This window comes from Acidovorax sp. SUPP2539 (genome assembly GCF_030158975.1).
GTDB lineage: Bacteria > Pseudomonadota > Gammaproteobacteria > Burkholderiales > Burkholderiaceae_C > Paracidovorax.
The window spans coordinates 280,649-301,503 of the sequence record NZ_BQXJ01000006.1; the positions used below are offsets into that span (position 1 = coordinate 280,649).

The window sequence follows — 20,855 nt, forward strand, 5'->3', positions numbered from 1 at the left end:
CGCGCGGCCGGTCGGGTGGGCGGGCCGTGGTCACCGGGCTCCCTCGATGCGCCGCACCCGGGGCGCCTTCAGCGGAAGATCACCGTCTTGTGGCCGTTGAGCAGCACGCGGTGCTCGGTGTGCCACTTGACGGCGCGGGCCAGCACCTGGCTTTCGGTGTCGCGGCCCATGGCGGTGAGGTCTTCCACCGTCTTGCTGTGGTCCGCGCGGGCCACGTCCTGCTCGATGATCGGGCCCTCGTCCAGGTCGGCCGTCACGTAGTGGGCGGTGGCGCCGATCAGCTTCACGCCGCGGTCGTGCGCCTGGTAGTAGGGCTTGGCGCCCTTGAAGCTGGGCAGGAAGCTGTGGTGGATGTTGATGGCCCGGCCTTCCAGCTTGCGGCACAGGTCGTCCGACAGCACCTGCATGTAGCGAGCCAGCACCACCAGCTCGGCCCCCTCGGATTCGATGATCTCGAACTGCCGCGCTTCGGCCTGCGCCTTGGTGGCGGCCGTGACGGGGATGTGGTGGAACGGCACGTTGTAGCTGGCCGCCAGCTGGTAGAAATCGCGGTGGTTGCTGATGATGGCCGCGATGTGCACCGGCAGCAGGCCCGACTTCCAGCGAAACAGCAGGTCGTTCAGGCAGTGGCCTTCGCGGCTGACCATGATGACGGTCTTCATCGGCTCGGACACCGGGTGCAGCTGCCAGTGCATGCCGTGCGGGCCGGCGAAGGCGGCCAGCTGCGTCTTGAGCGCGGCGTGGTCGTGCGCCCCGCAGGCGAACTGCACGCGCATGAAAAACAGCCCGGTGGCGTGGTCGTTGTATTGGGCGGCCTCTTCGATGTTGCCGCCATGCTCCAGCAGGAAGCCGGACACCGCATGCACCAGCCCGAGCTTGTCGGGACAGGACAGGGTAAGGATATAGGCTTGGTTCATAGCGGGGCGATTGTCGCAGCAAGGCCAGGGGGCGTGCCCCGCCCATCGCCGCGCAGGGCCCCGGCTGGCGCGAGAATACGGTCCCATTGGAGGCCGCCCGGACGGGGCGGTGCGCCCGGCGGGCGAGGCAAAACACAACAAGGACAGTCATGGATGAAGAGGAGGGCCCGGCCCTGACGCGGGTGCCCGGCTGGGCATGGGCCGCCTATGTGGCGGCGGGCGTGGCGTGGGTGGCGGGCGGCGACGCGCTGCTGGCCTGGCTGCTGGGCACGGACGCCGGTGGCGGCACCCATGCCGGCCTGTGGGGCAGCGCCAAGGACATCGCCTTCGTGCTGGTCTCCGCCGCCCTGGCGGTGGCCGGTCTGCGCCGGCTGCAGGCGGCCGATGCCGCCGCGCTGGTGCGCCGGGGCCGCGCCTGGGCACGGATGGCGCGCGGCGCCGAGCAGCGCCAGCGCCTGGCGACCACGGTGGTGGACAACGCCATCGAGGGCATGGTGGTGACCGATGCGAACAACCGCATCCTCTCGGTGAACGCGGCCTTCACGCGGCTGATGGGCTACACCGAGGCCGAGCTGCTCGGCCAGACGCCGCGCCTGTTCAAGTCCGGCCGGCACGACCGGGCCTTCTACGAGGCCCTGTGGACCGAGCTGTCGCGCACCGGCCGCTGGCAGGGCGAGATCTGGAACCGGCGCAAGAACGGCGAGGTGTTTCCCGAGCGCATGTCGCTCAGCACCGTGCGCGACGGCGCGGGCGTGGTGACGCACTACGTGTGCCTGTTCACCGACATCTCGCAGGAACACACCCAGCGCCAGCGCCTGGCGTTCCTGGCCCACAACGACCCGCTCACCGGCCTGCCCAACCGCACCTGGTTCGCCCAGCGGCTGGAGGAGGCCACGGCCCAGGCCCGCGTCAGCGGCGAGTCCATGGCCGTGCTGCTGCTCAACCTGGACCGCTTCAAGGACGTGAACGACAGCTACGGCCACGCCGTGGGCGACGAGGTGCTGCGCCACATCGCCCGCCGGCTGGAGTCGGCCCTGCGCCCGGGCGACCTGGCCGGGCGCCTGGCGGGCGACGAGGTCGGCGTGCTCGTGCGCAACGCCCCGAGCGAGGACGAGGCCGCCGCCATCGCCCGCACACTGATCGCCGCCGTGGCCGAGCCCTGGCGCTCGCCCGAGGGCTTCGAGGTGGTGGCCGGCGCGAGCGTGGGCATCAGCCTGTTCCCGCGCCATGGCGACAGCGCCCAGGCCCTGCTGCAGGGCGCCCACGCCGCCGTCTACGGCGCCAAGGAGCGCGGGCGCGGCGCCTGGTGTTTTTTCAGCGAAGCCATGACGCGGGCCGCGCGCGAGCGCCTCGCCCTCGAATCGCGCCTGCGCGCGGCGCTGGCGCTCGGCCACCTGCAGCTGCACTACCAGCCGCAGGTGGACATCGCCACCGGCCGGGTGATCGGCGCCGAGGCGCTGGTGCGCTGGATGGACCCGCAGGAGGGCATGATTTCCCCCGCGCGCTTCATCCCGGTGGCCGAGCACTCCGGCATGATCGGCCCGCTGGGCGAATGGGTCATGCACGAGGCCTGCCGCCAGGCCCAGGCATGGCGCGCCGCCGGGCTGCCCGGCCTGACCATGGCCGTAAACGTGTCGCCGCGCCAGTTCCACCTGACCGACCTGGCCGGCTGCGCGGCATCGGCCCTGTCCGCCTCGGGCTACCCGCCCACGCTGCTGGAACTGGAGATCACCGAGGGCGCGCTCGCCGAGCGCCCCGAGGAGGCCCGCCAGGTGCTGCTGCGCCTGCGCGGCCTGGGCCTGCGCATGGCCATCGACGACTTCGGCACGGGCTATTCGTCGCTCGCCCACCTCAAGCGCTTTCCCATCGACGTGCTCAAGATCGACCAGGGCTTCATCCGCGACCTGCCGCAGAACACCGACGACATGGCCATCTGTACGGCCATCATCGCCATGGGCCACAGCCTGGGGCTGGCGGTGCTGGCCGAAGGCGTGGAAACGCCCGAGCAGCTGGCCTTCCTGCGCGAGCGCGGGTGCGACCGCTACCAGGGCTACCTGTGCCAGCGCCCGTTGCCGGCCGAGGCGTTCACGGCGCTGCTGCGCGCGCAGGTGGGCGGGGCTGCCCACTGAGCCGGCACGGGTGACGGACGGATGGGTGGATTGATTGCTATGAAAATAATAGCGATATGCCTTAGTGGATCATGTGCTGGAGGCTGTTTTGGCTTGAATCCTCCACCGGGTTCGCCGTGGCGCCTCAGGGCCTGGCGCCCTGCGAGCGGCGCAGCTCCGCGCAAGGGTCGCGCGCCGGCAGGGCCGGGGTGGCCTGCACCGCGTCGGTGTCGCCCGCTTGCGGGTCGGGCGCCCCGCCGGCCTGCGCCAGCGCCACCTTGGCCGTGAGGCCGGGGAACCAGTGCGTGGGCACGCCCACGCCGTGCAGCACGTGGCCACCGCCGGCCACCAGCACCACCACCTGCCCGGGGCGCCGGGCCGCCGCGGCCACCGCCGCCATGCGGGCGTCGCGGGCGATCTGGATGCGGGCCATGCCGGGGATCTGCGACTCGGGCAGCAGGCCGCAGTGCCCCTCGCGCAGGGCGGTGTGCTGGCGCGCCAGCGCCGCGGCGTCCAGGTGCCGGTCCCAGCGCTCGTCCCGCATCGCCTCGCGCAGGTCCGCCCGCGGCAGGTTGCCGCCGCGCACCGGCACGCCGGCCCGCACCGCGGCCATGGCCACCGGGCCGTACTGCGCCCACGGCCAGGCCGCCGCGTTCCAGCCGAGCGCCTGCTGCACCTGGCCTTCAGTCGCGTCGCGGGGCAGTCCGTCGGTGGCTCGCCCGCTGTCGGCCATCTCCATCACCAGCGCCGCCAGTTGCCCGCGCGCGGCCAGCCACTGCACGGCCTCGCGCTCCAGCGCCTGGTGTTCGGGGGCATCGTGCTGCTCGCCGATCAGCAGCACATCGGCGGGCAGCAGGGCCTGGACCTGGGCGAGCCAGGGGGTGGGGGCGGCAGGCTCCGGGGGCGCATGCGCACAGCCGGCGAGCAGGGCCAGCAGCGCGGTGGCCGCAAGGCGGGTGCCTCGTGGCCATCCCGCGCTGCTGAATCGATGTCCTGAAAGCCTGGAAGGCGGGCGCGATGGGAGGAAGGGGCGGTGCATGTGCGCATGCTAAAGCCATGCCCCGCCCGGTTCTTCCTGCCGTGCCGTTGGACCGTGCGGCTGTCAACCGCGGCGCTTGACCGTGGCTGAAAACGTGCTGATGGGACTGTCGCACCCGTTATAGAGGTCGTCGAACAGGGCGTTTTTCACCGCATGGCCGCGGGTCTCGAACAGCATGAGGTTCTCGTTGGAGCGGTAGTGGGACTGGCCATCCAGGTTGTAGGAGCCCGTCATGACGATGCTGGAGCCGTCCTGGCGCTCCAGGATGTAATTCTTGGCATGGCCCACGGCCTGTTCCGCGGTGTTGAAGTGCTGCGCTGTTGCCAGGGTTTCGCTCGGCGCGAAATGCCGCAGGTTGAGGGTGCCCACGGGGGAAGACGCCGGATGGGCGAAGAACTTGCGGGCCGCCCGTTCCAGCGCCGCCCGGTTGTCCTCGTTGATCAGCACATTGACGTTGCAGCCCCTGGCGAGCGCGTCGGTGATGAGCGCCATGCCTTCGCTGCCGATGGTCTTGTTCACGATGTTGATCGTTTCCCCTGGCTGGGCCCCGGAAAAGAACCGGGACATGACCTGTCCGATGGGCTTGCCTTCGATGTGGCCGCGCGTGGAGAACATGTTCTTGTAGCCGCTCGACGTGTTCTGCACCCAGAGCACCTTGTGCGCTGCGCCATCGAATTCCACCCCTGCCTGGGCCAGGGAGTCGCGCAGGCGCGCGACGGCCTGTTCCTTGTGCGGTCCGGCCTGATCGAGTGGCGATTCGATGTCGACCGTTCCCAGGGCCTGGATGCGTGACAGGTCCTTCATCTTCTCCATGACCAGTTCGCCGTCGCTGTTCACCTGGAGCTGCCCGCCGTGCACGGTGTGCCTGCCGATCAGTTCGTCGAGAAAATAGTCCCGCTGCCGTGCTGCCAAGGGCTGGCTCAGCGTGACGCATCCGCCGTCCATCCAGCTGTCCTTGGTCTTGTTGGCCAGGCTCGCTCCGAGGGTGGCGGCGACCCCCTTGTCATTGATGCAGAACTTGTTGTGGTGCGACCCGGCCACGCCCTTGGCCTTGGCGGCGACGAAGTAGAGGTTGCACAGGGGCCGGGTGATCTTCAGGCTCGCGTCGGTCTGCTGCCGGTTGTAGGCCTTGACGACCGCGGGCCACGTGGTGGTGGCATGCGTTCGGCTGCTCGAGCGCAGGCTCATGTTGGTCGTGACGTTCTGGCCCACGACCGCGGAGATGACCGCGTTGGTCTGCAGCTTGTTGTCGTTGTAGAAAAGGACGAACGAAAAGTCCTTGTCGTGCTGCTTCCTGGCGAGCGATTCCAGGATCGCGAACATCGTCCCGGAGATCTTTTCGGGGTCGTGGTCCTTGGCCGGATTGACGTTGAACGACGTGATGATGGCGAACTTCTCGGCCGAGTCGATGGTCATCCGGATGAGCTTCTTTTGCCGGTCTTCGCTGGTCGGGGCCAGGGTCAGCACGAACGCGTGGTCGTCCCGATGGCAGTAGGCCGCTTTCCCGGCGGCGATCAGTTCCGCATGAAGACCGTCTGTGAACTGGCCCAGCGGCGCGCCCGCTGTCTGCCGTGGGTGGCGTGTCTCGCCCGTGTCCGGGCCGGCAGCCCCCTCGGTCGGAGCGATGAACGGGGCCGCCACGCGGGACGCTGGCGCATTGCGCTGCGAATCCGCAGGCTGCGCGCCCTGCGCTGGCGAGCGCGAAGGGTGGGAGGAAAGCCGCGCGTTCCTGCCGGCCACCGAAGTGCCCGTCGACCTTTGGCGGGCCAGGGGCATGCCTTCAGCGGATTCCAGGCTCGATGATCGGCTGGCAGGCGAGGGACCTCGGGGGGACTGCGGTGCGGGTGCCGCGCTGCCGGGTCGAGGTGCGCGGCTGCGCCCTGCGTCCGATGAAATCATTTTTCATTCCCTTAAACGGAGTGATCCTGCCGCTCTCCCGCCTGGAAACGCCGAATGCGCGCGAAGCCGTTGCCGCGCAGGCGAACGCGCGCCGGACTCACACCTCGGTGACGAACTGCTCGCGCGGACGGCGCACCTTGGGCAGCGGCGCCAGCCAGTCCTGGTCGGCCTGGCGGTAGCCCAGCGGCACGATCGCCACGCTGCGCAGTCCGCGGGCGCGCAGGTCCAGGAGGGTGTCGAGCGCGTCGGGGTCGAAGCCTTCCATCGGCGTGCTGTCCACCGCCTCGTAGGCCGCGGCCATCAGCGCGGCGGACAGGGCGATGTAGGCCTGACGGGCGGCGTGCTGGAAGTTCACCTCGGCGCCGCGCTGCGGGTAGGTGCCCAGCAGCATGTTGCGGTAGTTCTCCCAGCCTTCGTTCTTGAAGCCGCGCACCGCGTTGGTGTAGTCGAACATGGCGTTGATGCGCTCGGGCGTGTAGTCGTCCCACGCGGCGAACACCAGCAGGTGCGAGCCGTCCGTGATCTGCGCCTGGTTCCACGCGATGGCCTGGATGCGCTGGCGCACCTCGGGCTGGGTGACGAGCAGCACCTCGAACGGCTGCAGCCCGCTGGAGGTGGGCGCGAGCCGCGCGGCTTCGAGGATGCGCTCGACCTTCTCCTCGGGCACCTGGCGGGCCGGGTCCATCTTCTTGGTGGCGTAGCGCCACTGCAGGCGCTCGATCAGCGGGGTGGCATCGGGCCCGTGGATGGCGGTTTCGAGTTCGGCGGCCAGTTCGGCGGTGGGGGACATGGTGGATTCCTGGAAAGGGAGGGTGGGATGAAGGGATGGGCGGGCGTGCCACCGGGAACCGGGGCACGTTGCCTGGAATATGGCGCCAACGGCCAGGGCGCATAAGCCCCGGCGCGGGAATCACAGCGTTTCGATCCAGGAAACAAAAAACCGCGGCAGCGCGCGCGCCGGCCGCCCAGAGGGGCCGCCATCGCGCGGCCCTGCCGTGCATACACCCAGGCACTTTCACCCTCTGAAAAACCCTCGCCGTCCTCGTTGACATTGGGCAAACCGGACGGCGGGCCACCGGAGTAAAACGGGGGCCTTGTGCACCGTGGAAGCCCCAGCGACATGCAACGCGACCCCTTCACCCCCGTGGCGTCCGACGCCACTCCCGTGCAGCCCATCAGCCTCGACGTGCTGCGCGAAAAGTACCTCAAGCCCGGCGAGACGGAGGTGCAGGATCTCTACCGCCGCGTGGCGCGGGCCTTGGCTTCGGTGGAACCCGCCGCCGAGCGCGCGGCGCACGAGGCGCGCTTTCTCGCCAACCTGCGCGCGGGCGCCATCGGGGCGGGCCGCATCATGAGCGCCGCCGGCACCGACATCCAGGCGACGCTCATCAACTGCTTCGTGCAGCCCGTGGGCGACTGCATCCAGGGCATGGACGATGGCGGCTATCCCGGCATCTACGAGGCCCTGCGCGAGGCCGCCGAGACCATGCGGCGCGGCGGCGGCGTGGGCTACGACTTCTCGCGCATCCGGCCCAAGGGCGCGCAGGTCAAGGGCACGGCCTCGCTGGCCTCGGGGCCGTGCAGCTACATCAACGTGTTCGACCAGTCGTGCTCCACGGTGGAGAGCGCCGGCGCGCGGCGTGGCGCGCAGATGGGCGTGCTGCGCATCGACCACCCCGACGTGCTCGAATTCATCACCGCCAAGCGCACCCCCGGGCGATGGAACAACTTCAACGTGTCCGTCGGCGTGACCGATGCCTTCGTGCAGGCCGTGGCCGATGGCCAGCCGTGGGACCTGGTGCACCCCGCGCGCCCCGGCGCCGCGCTGCTGGCGCAGGGCGCGGTGCAGCGCACCGACGGCCAGTGGGTCTACCGCACCGTGCCGGCCCGCGACCTGTGGGACACCATCATGCGGTCGGCCTACGACTTCGCCGAGCCGGGCATCCTGTTCCTCGATGCGATCAACCGCGACAACAACCTGCATTACTGCGAGGCGATCGCGGCGACGAATCCCTGCGTCACGGCCGACACCTGGGTGCTGACGGCGGACGGCCCGGCGCAGGTGGCCGACCTCATCGGGCGGCGGTTCGGCGCGGTGGTGGACGGCCGGGTCTTCTGCACGGAAAGCGAAGGATTTTTCAAGACCGGCCACAAGCCCGTGATTGCCCTGCGCACGCGCGAAGGCCACACGCTGCGCCTCACGCCCGACCACCGCGTGCGCCGCGTGGCGCGGCAGACCCGCTACGCCCAGTCCCTGGAGTGGACGGCGGCCGGCGACCTGCAGCCGGGCGACCAGATCGTGCTGCACGACCACCGCGCGCTCGGCGGATGGGACGGTGCGGGCACCGAGGCCGAGGGCTACCTGCTCGGCCTGCTCGTGGGCGACGGCACCTTGAAGGCCGACAAGGCCGTGATCTCGGTCTGGGCACCCGAATTGCGGCAGGTGGGCAACGGCACCGTGGCCCATGCCGCCACCGGCGCGGCAGGCATCGTGCAAGCCGCCGAAGCTGCCGCGGCCACGTTGTCCCACCGCTCTGATTTCAGCGGCTTCCAGCGCCCCGTCGGCACGCGCGGAGAAGCCCGCATGGCCAGCGCGGCGCTGTGGCGACTGGCGCACGCCATGGGCCTGCGGCCCGGCCACAAAACGATCACGCCGGCCATGGAATGCGGCTCCTCCGCCTTCGCCGCCGGCCTGCTGCGTGGTTTGTTCGATGCCGACGGTTCGGTGCAGGGCGCCCAAGACAAGGGCGTGAGCGTGCGCCTGTCGCAAAGCGATGCCGAACTGCTGCGCACCGTGCAGCGCATGCTGCTGCGCTTCGGGATCGCCTCCACGCTGTACACCGGCCGCCGCCCCGCGCAGCACTCTGTGCTGCCCGACGGGCGTGGCGGCACCCGGGCCTACCCCACGCAGGCGCAGCACGAACTGGTGGTGTCCGGCGACAACCTGCAGGTGTATGCCGATCGCATCGGCTTTGCCGACACCGCCAAGGCCGCTCGCCTGGAGTCCGCCCTGGCGGGCGACCAGCGCCGGCTGAACCGTGAGCGCTTCACCGCCACCGTGGATTGCATCGCGGCCGATGGGTGCGAGGACGTGTACGACGTCACCGTGGCCGACTGCCACGCGTTCGACGCGAATGGCCTGTATGTGCACAACTGCGGCGAGCAACCGCTGCCGCCCTACGGCTGCTGCGACCTGGGGCCCATCATCCTCACGCGCTTCGTGCGTAACCCGTTCGGGCTGGCGGGCGCGCCGGCCTTCGATTTCGAGGCCTTCGAGCAGAGCGTCGCCACGCAGGTGCGCGCGCTCGACAACGTGCTGGACGTGACCTTCTGGCCGCTGCAGGCGCAGCGCGAGGAGTCGGCGGCCAAGCGGCGCATCGGCGTGGGCTTCACCGGCATGGGCAACGCGCTGGCCATGCTGTGCCTGCGCTACGACCGCGACGCGGGCCGCGCCATGGCCGCGCGGATCGCCGAGTGCCTGCGCGATGCCGCCTATGCCGCATCGGTGGCGCTGGCGCGCGAGAAGGGCGCATTCCCGAAGTTCGATGCGGCCGGCTACCTGGCGCCCGGCACCTTCGCCAGCCGGCTGCCGCAGGCGCTGCAGGCGCAGATCCGCGAGCATGGCATCCGCAACAGCCACCTGCTGTCGATCGCGCCCACGGGCACGGTGAGCCTGGCCTTCGCCGACAACGCCTCCAACGGCATCGAGCCGCCGTTTTCGTGGACTTACAAGCGCAGGAAGCGCGAGGGCGACGGCCGCATGAGCGAATACGCCGTGGAAGACCACGCCTGGCGGCTGTACCGCGAACTGGGCGGCGATGTGAACGCGCTGCCCGACTACTTCGTGAGCGCGCTGTCCATGCCCGCCGCCGACCACATCGCCATGATGGAGGCGGTGCAGCCCTTCGTGGACACGGCGATCTCCAAGACGGTGAACGTGCCGGCCGACTACCCGTACGAGGACTTCAAGGGCCTGTACCTCGCCGCCTGGCGCGCGCGCCTCAAGGGGCTGGCCACCTACCGGCCCAACACCATCCTGGGCGCCGTGCTGGAAACGCATGCGCCTGAGGCCGCGCAGGCCCCGGCCGCGCCCGTAGCGGCATCAGCATCGGCCGCAGCCCCCATCGACCCGATGCGCACCGTGATCGAAAGCCGCCCCAAGGGTGCCCTGCCGGCCGTGGCCGAGAAGGTGGAGTATTGGACGCAGGAGGGCCACAAGACGCTGTACCTGGTGGTGTCGTTCCTGCCGGTGCCGAATGCCGGCGGCACGGGCACGGTGGACCGCGCCATCGAGTTCTTCATGCCGGTGGGGCAGAGCGGCGAATCGCAGCAGTGGATCACCTCCAGCATGCGCATGCTCTCGCTGGCCGCGCGCGGCGGCTTCCTGGAACGCGCCCTGAGCGACATGCGCAAGGTGGCGTGGGACCGCGGCCCCGTGCGCCTGGGCACGCGCCAGCGCGAAGACGGCACGCGCGTGCCGCTGTGGCACGACTCCGAAGTGGCCGCCATGGCCTATGCCATCCAGAACATCCTGGCCAGCCGCGTGCCCGACCCGGTGCAGCAGGTGCTGCCGCTGGACGAGCCCGAGGCGCCCATGGGCATGCCGCCCGCGATGGCCGGCAAGAAGTGCCCCGAGTGCGGTGCGCACGCGGTGATCCGCAAGGACGGCTGCGACTATTGCACGCAGTGCGGGCACCTGGGCACGTGCGGGTGAGGTGTGGGCAGGGCCAATGGCCGGCGCACAGCTAGCGCAGGCCCAGCCGGGTGAGTTTCTTGATCAGCCCGGCGCGCGAGATGCCCAGGCGGCGCGCGGCCTCCGACTGGTTGCCCTGGGTGGCCTCCATCGCTTCCCGCACCATGCGGGTTTCCAGCTCGAAGATGGCCGCATCCAGCGCGCCGACGGGGGCGGCCGCTGCCGCATCGGCCGGGCCCGCATCCGGCAGGTGCGCCAGGTCGCCGCTGGCGAACCGCAACAGGTCGAGGTCGATGCGCAGGTGGCCCGGGGCGATCAGCGCACCGGCCGACTCCACCAGGGCCCGGAGCTGGCGCACGTTGCCCGGCCAGGGCTGCGTGGCCAGCCAGGCCTGGGCGTCGGGCGCGAACAGGGCCTGCGGCGCCACGCGGCGCAGAAAGTGCGCGGCCAGCAGCGGCACGTCCATGCCCCGCTCGGCCAGCGGTGGGATGCGCATCACCACGCCCTTGAGCCGGTAGAAGAGGTCCTCGCGAAAGCCGCCGTCCTGGATCATGCCCTCCAGGTCGCGGTGCGTCGCCGACACCACGCGCACGTCGGCCTTCTTCATCTCGCGCCCGCCCACGGGCAGGAAGGTGCCCTCTTGCAGGAAGCGCAGCAGCTTGACCTGCATGGCGGGCGGCATCTCGCCCACTTCGTCCAGGAAGAGCGTGCCGCCGTGCGCGGTTTCCACCAGGCCCGGCTGGTCGCGGTGGGCGCCGGTGAAGCTGCCTTTCAAGTGGCCGAAAAGCTCGCTCTCCAGCAGCTCGCTGGACAGGGCGCCGCAATGGATGATCGCGAAAGGGCCCTGCCGGCGAGCGCTGCATTGGTGCAGGGCTCGGGCCACCAGCTCCTTGCCCGTGCCGGTGGGCCCGAGCACCATCACGCTCACCGAGGTGCCGGCCACGCGGCGCACCATGGCGCGAAGCTGCTGCGCGGCAGGCGACTGGCCGACGATGCCCAGGTCTTCGCTGCCCTCGCGTGCGCGCAGCTCCCGCAGTTCTTCGTCCAGGCGGGATTTGTGCATGGCGCGCGAGACGACGAAGCGCAGCATGTCCGGGTCGATGGGCTTGGTGAGGAAGTCCCACGCGCCCTTTTCGGCGGCGCGCAGGGCGAGTTCCCGGTCTCCGTGGCCGCTCAGGACCACCACGACCGAGCCCGCGAACTGCCCGATCAGCTCCAGGCCCGCTTCGGGGTCCATGCTGGGCGGCATGGCGAGGTCAAGCAGCACCACGTGGGCGCGGTCCTGTCCGAAGGCCCAGGCGGCCTCTTCGCCGCTGCCGGCCACGGTGACCCGGTGGCCCAGTTCGCGCAGGAAGGAGCTGCCCAGCCGCTGGTAGGCGGGCTCGTCGTCCACCAGCAGGATGTGGCCCAGGGAGGGAGAAGCGGTCATGGTCGGTGGGGAGGAAAGGTCAGGGTGAAGCAGGTGCGCCAGGGCGGGCGCTCGGTCAGTGCGGCCGTGCCGCCGTGCGCGGCCATGATGCGCGCAACGATGGCCAGGCCCAGCCCGGTGCCGCCCGGGCTGCGCGAGGCGAAGGGCTGGAACAGCCGCTCGCGCAGCTCGGCGGGAATGCCGGGCCCGTCGTCGCAGACATGCAGCCGCAGGCCGTCATCGCCCGGCTCGGCATCCACGTGCACCCGCCGCTGGCCTGCAGCGGCCTGGGCGTTGGTGAGGAGGTTGGCCAGCACCTGGTCCAGCCGCGCGGGGTCGGCGTGCACGGGGCAGGGCCCGTCCAGCCCAGGCCCCAGTTCCACGGATGGGGCGTGGCGGATCGCCTGGCGCACCTGCTGCGACAGGTCGATGGCCCGCGGCTCGATCTGCCAGGGCTTGGCGTAGTCCAGCAGGTCCTCCGCCAGGCGCGAGATGCGGGCGATCTGCTCCTGCACGTCCTTGCGGACCTCGGCCGGTGAAAAGGCCGTGGCCATGGCGATCACGTTCAGCGGGTTGCGCAGGTCGTGCGCGACCGTGGCCGCGAGTGAGCCCAGTTCGGCCAGGCGGGCCTGCAGCTGCCGCTCGCGCTCGCGCTGCTCTGCGGCCGCGGCGTTTTCCACCTGGCCCGCCGCCTGCACTAGCACGGTGCCGAACAGCTCCGCCAGATGCCGCTGCCCCGGCGGCGCCTGCTCGAAGCCATGCAGCCGGGCCTGCCACTGGGCGCCGTCCTTGCGGCAGTGCACCGTGGGGGTGTGCGGATCGGGGGCGAGCGAGGGGCCCGTGACCACCCGCACGGCCACGCCCATGCGCTGGGACAGCAGCGAGGCGGCGACGGACGAGAGTTCGCCGAGCGATTGGGCCGTGGACAGCGCGCCGCGCCAGGTGTCCAGGTCGTGCGCCGTGGGGGTGCCCCCGGGGTAGACCAGGCGCTCGGCCAGCCGGCGCACCGGCCCGCTCCAGGCCAGGCAGGTGGCGGCCACCACGGCGGAGGTGAGCCAGCGCGACTCCACCGGCAGCAGCAAGGTCAGCGGCACGGCCAGCAGGCCCAGGAACAGCACGATCGCCCAGGCCAGGGCCCGCCGCGCCCAGGCGTTGGCCATGAAGACCCGGTAGCGCAGGATGCCGTAGACCAGGATCAGCGGGTACGCAGGGAAAGCCAGCACCTGCCAGGGGTACTGGGGAATGCGCAGGGCCGCGAACGCGTAGCCCGAGATGCACATCAGCCCCCAGCCGCACGAGAGGGCCACGGCCGCGATCTGCCGGCGTTCGGTGGCCACCCGCGTCTGCCAGAAGGCCTTGGCCAGCACGAGCAGGCCCGCGCTCGCGCAGGTGGCCCAGACCAGGCTGGTGGTCCATCCGGCCGCATTGGGCACCACCACCCACTGCACACCGGTGAATGGCGGAAAGTGCTCGAACGCGCCCGGCGGCACCCACCAGGACAGCGCGGTCGCGCCGCACGCCGCGCCGTAGGCCAGCCGCAAGGCCCAGGGCCGCAGCCGCTGGCCCGTGAAGATGGCGCAGAAGTGCAAGAACGCTGCGGACGTGATGGGCACCGTCGCCAGCAGGGCCATGGCGAAGGGCGCGGTGCCGATGCCGGCCCAGTTGGGCAGCTCGTTGCCCACGATCCACAGCCCCACGCCGAGCAGGAAGACGATCAGCAGCCGGGCGCCCGCCACGTGCTGGGCCCACAGCCACAGCACGCCGGACAGGGCCAGGGTCTGAACGAATGCCAGGGCGAGCGCGATGTGAATGGCCATCCGGCACTGTAAACCGAGTCGACAGCGCGCCCGCCGCAGCTGTCTACCGCGTTGACAGGTGGATTGAAAAACCGTTTGAAATCAACGGTCTGTGTGCTGGCACGTGCCCTGCAATACAGAAGGCATGAAGACCGCCACACCCCTCCTTGTGCCCCGCGATGCCGATGCCCGTGCCTCTGCCGAGGCGCCGGCGCCCCTGGATCTGGCCACACTGCTGGGCGCGGCGCAATGGCACCGGCTGTCGCCGGCGATCCGCCGCCGGTTCGCGGCAGGCCATGCGCCGGTGCGCTACAGCGGCGCGCTGGACGTCCGGCGGTCCCGCATGGGCCGGTGCTTTGCCTGGGCCTCGCGCCTGCTGGGCGGGCCGCTGCTGGATGCCGACGAGGACGGCGTGCCCGCCGAGGTGCGGGTGCACTGCGACGCCCGCGGCGGTGTCGTGTGGGAGCGCCGTCTTCGCCTGCCGGGGCGGCGCGACGCCGCCGTCGTGCGCTCGACCAAGCTGCGCGGCCCGGACGGCGGCCTGCAGGAGCGCACGAGCGGCGGGCTGTCCATGGCGCTCGACGTGGTGGTGGAGGACGGGGCCCTGGTGTTCTACAGCCGCCGCTATTTCCTGGCGCTGGGCGCGTTCTGCGTGCCCATTCCCGATTGGCTCACGCCGGGGCGGTGCCGGGTCGAGCACCGCGACGAAGGGCCGGGCACGTTCCGCTTCACCCTGGACATGGCACACCCGCTGTGGGGGTGCACGTTTTTTCAAACCGGTGTGTTCACCGATCCCGAGGAGTGATTCCATGGACATCGTTTTCATCGTTCTGACGGTGCAGGCCCTGATGGGGGCGTTTGACAACCTCTGGCACCACGAGTGGTCCGCCCGCCTGCCGCAGCGAACCTCGGCCCGCCACGAGCTGCTGCTGCATGCGGCGCGCGAGGCCATCTACGGCGTGCTCTTCCTGGGGTTCGCCTGGGTGCAGTGGCAGGGCTGGTGGGTGCTGCTGCCGACGGCCCTGCTGGCGGTGGAGATCGTGATCACCGCGGCGGACTTCCTGGAGGAGGACCGCAGCCGCCGCCTGCCGCCCGCCGAGCGGGTGCTCCACACGCTGCTGGCGGTGAGCTATGGCGTGCTGGTCGGCGTGATCGCGCCCCTGTTCGCGGCGCACGCGGCCCTGCCGACCGGCGTGGTGCGGGTCGAGCACGGGGCCTGGTCCTGGCTGTTCACGGTGGCGGCCTTGGTGGTGCTGGCCTGGAGCGTGCGCAATGCGTTCGCCGTCGTGCGGCTGCGGGCGGCCGTGCCGTCCGCTGAACCCCTGCCCGTTGCCGCCCACGGGCCTGCGGTGCTGGTGACGGGCGCCACCGGCTTCATCGGCACGGCGCTGGTGCGCCGGCTGCAAGGCGAAGGCCGGCGCGTGATCGTCTGGACGCGCGATCCGCTGCAGGCCCGTGCGACCTTCGGCCCGCAGGTCTGGGCGCTGGACCGCCTGGAGGACATCCCGGGCGAGACGCGCATCGACGCCGTGGTCCACCTCGCCGGCGCGCCGGTCCTGGGCCGGCCATGGACCCGCGCGCGGTGCCGGCAAATGGTCGAGAGCCGGGTCGGAACGGCCCGGCAGCTCCTGGTGCTGATGCAGCGCCTGCATTGCCCGCCCGCCGTGCTGGTGGGGGCTTCGGCCGTGGGTTTCTACGGCGTGCCCGCGGCGGACACCCCGTTGGACGAACGCGGCGCGCCGCAGCCCGGGCGCTTCCAGTCGGACCTGTGCGCCCAGGTGGAGCGCGCGGCAGGCGCGGCACAGGCCCTGGGCGTGCGGGTGGTCTGCCTGCGGATGGGCCTGGTGCTGGGGCCGCAGGGCGGGGCCTATTCGCCGCTGGCCTGGGCGGCACGGGTCGGGCTCGGCGCCGTGCTCGGCAGCGGCCGGCAGCGCGTGCCGTGGATTCACCGCGACGATGCGGTGGGCCTGGTCTGCCATGCCCTGTCCCGCCCCGGCATGGCCGGCCCAGTGAATGCCGTGGCGCCGGACGTGCCCTCGCAGGCGCGGTTCGCCGCGGCGATGGCGGCCTCTTTCGGCAGGCCGGTCCTGCTGCGGATGCCGGCGTGGCCCCTGCGCGCTGCGCTGGGGGAAATGTCCGAACTCCTGCTCTGCGGGCAGCACGCGGTGCCCCGGCTCGCCCTCGCCGAGGGCTATGTGTTCACATACCCCTCGCTGGCCGGCGCGCTGGGCGTCCTCGCCCGGCCCGGGGCCGCGGCCCCGGGCGAACCGCTGCGCCCCGCGGCCCGGCCCTCCTGACCCTGGTGGATTGGTTTGCTATTAATTAAATAGCATCGAAGGCAATGAGTACTAGGGCATTCGGCCTTTTTCATCGCAATCCTGGGTGCGGGAAGGGGGCCGGTGCCGCGCGGCGATACTTTCCCCTCCCCTGGATTTCGCCGCTTCGCGCCCGCCGATGCTCTCTTTTCCACCTGCCCGCATTCTTCTAACCCTGGCCCTGGCCCTCGCGGCCGCGGTGGTGTGTCTGGCCCTGCACACGCCGCTGCCCTGGATGATCGGCCCGCTGGTCGCCACCGCGCTGCTGTCCATCTCGGGCGTGCCCACGGCCAGTTCGCGGCGCCTGCGCAATGCCGGGCAGTGGACCCTGGGTGCAGTGCTGGGTTTGTATTTCACGCCGCAGGTCACCGCGCTGGTGGCGGGGCTGTGGTGGGCGATCGCGCTGGGTGTGGCGTGGGCGCTGTTCGGGGGCTGGCTGTTCGGCGCGTGGCTGTACCGCGTACATGCGCCGCATTTGCAGGGCGTCCCGGCGCCGGTGGTGCGCGCGACCAGCTATTTCTCGGGCGCCATCGGCGCGGCCTCGGAGATGACCCTGCTGGCCGAGCGCGAACACGCCCGCACCGACCTCGTGGCCGCCAGCCACAGCCTGCGGCTGGTGATCGTGACGGTGACCATTCCGTTCGCGCTGCAGTTCAGCGGCCTGCACGGCCTGGACCTGCTGCCGCCCGCCGTGCGCGTGGTGGATGTGCAGGGCCTGGCGCTGCTGGCCGGCCTCACCGGCCTGGGCGCGCTGGCGATGGACCGCCTGGGCCGCGCCAACCCCTGGTTCATGGGCGCGCTGCTGGTCTCGATGGGCCTGGCCATGGCGGGCATCACGCTGTCGGCCGTGCCGCAGGCGCTGATCAACGCGGCGCAGCTGGTGATCGGCGTCAGCCTGGGCGTGCGCTTTCGCCCCGGCTTCTTGCACACCGCGCCGCGCTGGCTGGGCTCGGTGGCGATCGGCACGCTGGTACTGCTCGCCGTGTGTGCGCTGTTCGCGGTGGCGCTGTCCCGGGCCACCGGGCTGCACTGGGTGACGATGGTGCTGGCCTCGGCCCCCGGCGGCATCGCCGAGATGTCGATCACCGCCAAGGTGCTGCAGCTGGGCGTGCCGGTGGTGACGGCCTTCCAGGTGTGCCGGCTGATCGCCGTGCTGCTGCTGGTGGCGCCGTTGTATCGGTGGATTTACCCGGGAGATGCGTCGGCCGGTTGAAGGGCCGGCAGGCTTCCGGAACGCCCATGCTAGATTGCCCGCACCATGCTCCAGCCCACGCCACCCAAGCTGCCCATCAACCTGCTTGATTTGCTGCACCAGCGCACCGTGGAGGGGGAGCGGATCGAATACAAGGAGGGCTGGAATCCCGATGCCATCCTTCGCACGCTATGCGCGTTTGCCAACGACTTCGAAAACCTGGGTGGTGGCTATGTGGTGATCGGGCAGGACTGCGATGCCAACGGCCAGCCCGTCTTTCCGCCCAAGGGGCTGGCGGCGAATCAACTCGACAAGATTCAGCGGGAACTGCTGGCCGCATGCCAGTTGATGCAGCCGCCCTACTTTCCCGTACTGAGCCTGGAGGTCGTGCAAGGCCGCCATCTGGTGGTGCTGTGGGCGCCCGGCGGGCAGAACCGGCCCTACAAAGTGCCGGAAGCGGTGACGGCCAGGCACAAGGTCTGGTACCCCTATATCCGCCGCTACAGCAGCACCGTGCAGGCCAAGGGCGAGACGGAGCAGGAGCTGCTGAGCCTGACGGCCAAGGTGCCTTGGGACGACCGGTTTTGTCAGGCAACCACGGTGGCTTCGCTGTCCAAGCCGTTGATGCAGGGATTCCTGCAGGAGGTGGACAGTGCCTTGGCCGCCGATGCGGCCGACCTGTCGGTCGAAGCGCTGGGCCGGCAGATGAATGTGGTGGGCGGGCCTGCCGAGTCGCCCTGGCCCAAGAACGTGGGGCTGCTGTTCTTCAACGAGGCACCCACGGATTTCTTTCCGGGCGCACAGGTGGATGTGGTGGCGTTTCCTCAAGGCACTGGCGGGGATGTCATCGTCGAGAAGTCTTTCCAGGGCCCGTTGTCGCGCATGGTTCGCGAGGCGCTCGATTACCTGCAGCGCAACTACCTGCACGAAACGGTGGCCAAGCACCCCCAGCGGGCCGAGGCCACTCGGGCCTGGAATTTCCCGTTCGCGGCGGTGGAGGAGGCGTTGGTGAATGCGGTGTACCACCGCACTTACGAGAGCCACGATCCGGTGGAGGTCCGCATCGGCCCGGATGAACTGGTGGTGCTGAGTTACCCGGGGCCGGATCGGTCGGTGCGGCTGGAGGATCTGCGGACAGGCCGTGCCGTCAGCCGGCGCTACCGCAACCGGCGCATCGGTGAGTTCCTCAAGGAGCTTCGGCTCACGGAAGGCCGCGCCACGGGCATCCCGAAAATTCTCAAGGCGATGCGTGCCAATGGATCACCGGAACCGGTGTTCGAAACCGACGACGAGCGGTTGTCGTTCGTGGTGCGATTGCCGGTGCACCCGCTGGCCCAACCAATCACCGCGGAAGTCACCGCGGAAGTCACCGCGGAAGTCACCGCGGAAGTCACCGCGGAAGTCGCGAGGCTTCTCGGGGTTTTGCAGGGGGAGATGCCCCGTGCGTCGTTGATGGACGCCGTGGGCCTCAAGCATGCGGAGCATTTCCGCAAGGCCTACCTACTGCCCGCTCTGGCCGCGGGCCTGGTGGAAAGGACCATGCCGGACAAGCCGAACAGCAAAAACCAGCGCTACCGGATCACGGCGTCAGGCACCCGCTGGCTTCGGCAGCATGCAGGCGAGCGCGTTGATTGAACTGAAGCAATAGGTCGCAGCTGGATGATGGCTCTAGATGGTCGACGGGCCATACAGGCCTTTTCACCTGCCAGCGGTCAGTGCACCACCACCGGGTTCTGCGCCAGCCCCACGTAGCCGTCCAGCGTGTCCTCGACTTCTTCCTGCGTGGGGGTATCGCGCTGCCAGGCCAGGATCTGCTGCTGGAACATTTCGGCCCACGAGCCGTCCAGGTACACCTCCTTGCCGGAGCGCTTGTCCACGATTTCGAAGCCGTGGCGCGCCAACTGGGGCGGGGTGGGCCAGCCTTTGGGGGCACCGTCCGCGGCGGCATCCGGCTGCATGTGGACCACCACGAAGGTTTCGGAGTCATAGAGCATGTGCATGGTGTTCCTCTGTCGGTGTGTTGCTGTCAGATGGCCACCCAGGTCGCTAAGTTCAAGCCCTGGCGCTTTCGGCGGTCGGTGAAAACCCGCCGGCTGCGTGAAAACAGTATTTCATGAATCCTGTGCGCGGGCGGCGTGATCCGCGAAGTAACCGCACTGTCCCACGCCCATGTGGGCGAAACCGCACAGGTTCTCGGGCGGTTCGCCGCGCCGCAAGCTGCGATCAGGGCGGCGCGTTGGCGCTCAGGCGCAGGTCGGCGAAGTCGCCGTTGGACTGCGTGATGCGGATGCGCGCCGGCAGAAAGCCCAGCGACGGCGCAAGCCACAGCTCGGCCTTCTGGTCGTATTCCTTGCGCGGCAGGCGCTGCAGCTTGAGTGCGGGAGTGGTGCCGCGGGGCAGGTCCAGCATCTCGGTGCCTTCCACGGTGAAGGTCCAGCGGTCGGCGTAGCGCGCGCCCACGGTGGTCAGGGTGATCTGGGTGCCGTCGGGGTAGCGCTCGGGGGCGGCGGCCAGCAGGGCGCCCAGCTGGATGAACACGCTCAGGCGGTCCTGCGCGCCGGCGCCGATGGCGGCCTGCGGCGTGTTGGCGCTGAAGGTCACGCGCCCCTGGCCGAAGTTGAAATGCGCGGCCTGCTCGCTGCGGGCCTTGTCGCCGAAGCGTTCCGGCTGCAGGCCGCTGGCGGTCACCTGGCCGGTGCTGGTCTGCGAGCGCGCGCCGATCAGGAAGGCCTTGATCTCCTGCCGGGCCTCGTAACGAGCGCCGTCGTGGCGCCACAGCAGTTCGGCGCTGGCGCGGTAGTTGAACTTCTTGGCCTGGCCGCTCACCTCGAACTCCAGGCGCACCGGATCGGGCAGGCGGGCGGGCGGCGGCGTGGTGCTGGCGGTGTTGGCGCCAGCGCCGGGCGGTCGGATGTCCACGCCGGCGCTGCTGTCCTGGGCGCTGTCGGTGGGGGAAGATGCCGCTGCGGTGGGCGAGGCGGCTGCGGCCGATGCGGGGCTGGACGCAGCGGAGGCGGCCTGCTCGGGCGCTGTGGCTGTCTCGGAGGCCGCGCCCTCCGGCACGACGGTTCCAGCCGATGCCATGGCCGTGGTGTCTGCGGCGGGAGCCTCTGCCGTGGCCGAGGCCTCGCCCGGGGGCATCGGCGGCGCTTCCTGCGCAACGGGCATCGATGGCGCGGGCGCGGGGGGCGCTGGCTTGCGCACGGGGGCCGGCCGGGGCCTGGGTTTGGCTGCTGCAGCGGGCGGGGTGGGCGCAGGGGCGGGAGCGGCTTCGGCCGGCGGCGGCGCGGCGGGCGGCTCGGGTGGGGGCGGTGGCGCCACGGTGCGGGTGTGGAAGGCCATGCGCACCGGCGCGCCGCGATCCTGTCCGCCGCCCAGGGGCAGGCCCACCAGCACCCAGGCGTGCACGGCCAGCACCAGCAGGGTCAGTAGGACGAGGACGCGGCGCGGCATGGATTCAGTGCCCGGACGACAGGATCGTCGCGGCG

General features: G+C 70.7%; 14 protein-coding genes. 6 read left to right on the top strand and 8 right to left on the bottom strand.

Annotated elements, in window-relative coordinates; translation table 11 throughout:
* Positions 1–68 precede the first annotated feature (68 nt).
* Complete coding sequence (gene purU / locus AVTE2539_RS21140; RefSeq protein ID WP_272566953.1) at positions 69–917, bottom strand: formyltetrahydrofolate deformylase; 849 nt, start codon at positions 915–917, stop codon at positions 69–71.
* A gap of 149 nt (positions 918–1,066) precedes the next feature.
* Here purU and AVTE2539_RS21145 point away from each other — a divergent pair, with 149 nt between their 5' ends.
* Positions 1,067–3,046 carry a putative bifunctional diguanylate cyclase/phosphodiesterase gene (locus tag AVTE2539_RS21145; RefSeq protein WP_284413622.1) on the top strand — a complete coding sequence of 660 codons (1,980 nt, stop codon included), beginning with the start codon at positions 1,067–1,069 and terminating at the stop codon, positions 3,044–3,046.
* A 124-nt stretch (positions 3,047–3,170) separates the two neighbouring features.
* On the opposite strand, the gene AVTE2539_RS21150 is transcribed toward AVTE2539_RS21145, so the two are convergent.
* From AVTE2539_RS21150 to AVTE2539_RS21160, 3 genes are all read right to left on the bottom strand, one after another.
* Positions 3,171–4,064, bottom strand: a complete 894-nt coding sequence (locus AVTE2539_RS21150) for a ChaN family lipoprotein (RefSeq protein WP_284413624.1) — start codon at positions 4,062–4,064, stop codon at positions 3,171–3,173.
* Between the two features lie 63 nt (positions 4,065–4,127).
* A complete protein-coding gene (locus tag AVTE2539_RS21155; protein WP_284413625.1) occupies positions 4,128–5,840 on the bottom strand; it encodes a phospholipase D-like domain-containing protein in 1,713 nt (570 codons plus the stop codon).
* Between the two features lie 220 nt (positions 5,841–6,060).
* A complete protein-coding gene (locus tag AVTE2539_RS21160) occupies positions 6,061–6,753 on the bottom strand; it encodes an NAD(P)H-dependent oxidoreductase (protein ID WP_284413627.1) in 693 nt (230 codons plus the stop codon).
* 330 nt (positions 6,754–7,083) lie between these two features.
* Between AVTE2539_RS21160 and AVTE2539_RS21165 the strand changes: the two genes are divergently transcribed.
* A complete protein-coding gene (locus tag AVTE2539_RS21165; protein ID WP_284413629.1) occupies positions 7,084–10,677 on the top strand; it encodes a ribonucleotide reductase barrel domain-containing protein in 3,594 nt (1,197 codons plus the stop codon).
* A gap of 31 nt (positions 10,678–10,708) precedes the next feature.
* Here AVTE2539_RS21165 and AVTE2539_RS21170 read toward each other — a convergent pair whose 3' ends face one another.
* Positions 10,709–12,085, bottom strand: a complete 1,377-nt coding sequence (locus AVTE2539_RS21170) for a sigma-54-dependent transcriptional regulator (RefSeq protein WP_284413631.1) — start codon at positions 12,083–12,085, stop codon at positions 10,709–10,711.
* Positions 12,082–13,881 (bottom strand): sensor histidine kinase, encoded by a 1,800-nt coding sequence (locus AVTE2539_RS21175; protein ID WP_284413633.1) that lies wholly within the window; start codon positions 13,879–13,881, stop codon positions 12,082–12,084. Before AVTE2539_RS21175 ends, AVTE2539_RS21170 begins: the two co-directional genes overlap by 4 nt.
* Positions 13,882–14,005: 124 nt before the next feature.
* On the opposite strand from AVTE2539_RS21175, the gene AVTE2539_RS21180 reads away from it, so the two are divergent.
* The 4 genes from AVTE2539_RS21180 (at position 14,006) to AVTE2539_RS21195 (ending at position 19,002) form a co-directional block, all read left to right on the top strand.
* Positions 14,006–14,665 (top strand): DUF4166 domain-containing protein, encoded by a 660-nt coding sequence (locus tag AVTE2539_RS21180; RefSeq protein WP_284413635.1) that lies wholly within the window; start codon positions 14,006–14,008, stop codon positions 14,663–14,665.
* Positions 14,666–14,669: 4 nt separating this feature from the next.
* Entirely contained in the window at positions 14,670–16,157 is a 1,488-nt protein-coding gene (locus tag AVTE2539_RS21185) for a TIGR01777 family oxidoreductase (RefSeq protein ID WP_284413637.1), read from the top strand.
* A gap of 157 nt (positions 16,158–16,314) precedes the next feature.
* On the top strand, positions 16,315–17,388 hold the full coding sequence (locus tag AVTE2539_RS21190) for an AbrB family transcriptional regulator (protein ID WP_284413639.1): 1,074 nt from the start codon (positions 16,315–16,317) through the stop codon (positions 17,386–17,388).
* A 45-nt stretch (positions 17,389–17,433) separates the two neighbouring features.
* Positions 17,434–19,002 carry an RNA/DNA-binding domain-containing protein gene (locus AVTE2539_RS21195; RefSeq protein ID WP_284413642.1) on the top strand — a complete coding sequence of 523 codons (1,569 nt, stop codon included), beginning with the start codon at positions 17,434–17,436 and terminating at the stop codon, positions 19,000–19,002.
* Between the two features lie 77 nt (positions 19,003–19,079).
* Here the strand turns inward: AVTE2539_RS21195 and AVTE2539_RS21200 are convergent, their stop codons facing one another.
* Together AVTE2539_RS21200 and AVTE2539_RS21205 are read right to left on the bottom strand one after the other, a co-directional pair.
* Positions 19,080–19,367 (bottom strand): BTH_I0359 family protein, encoded by a 288-nt coding sequence (locus AVTE2539_RS21200; protein ID WP_272566968.1) that lies wholly within the window; start codon positions 19,365–19,367, stop codon positions 19,080–19,082.
* 223 nt (positions 19,368–19,590) lie between these two features.
* Positions 19,591–20,820: a DUF3108 domain-containing protein gene (locus tag AVTE2539_RS21205; RefSeq protein ID WP_284413644.1), complete on the bottom strand. Its 1,230-nt coding sequence runs from the start codon at positions 20,818–20,820 to the stop codon at positions 19,591–19,593.
* Positions 20,821–20,855: the final 35 nt, after the last annotated feature.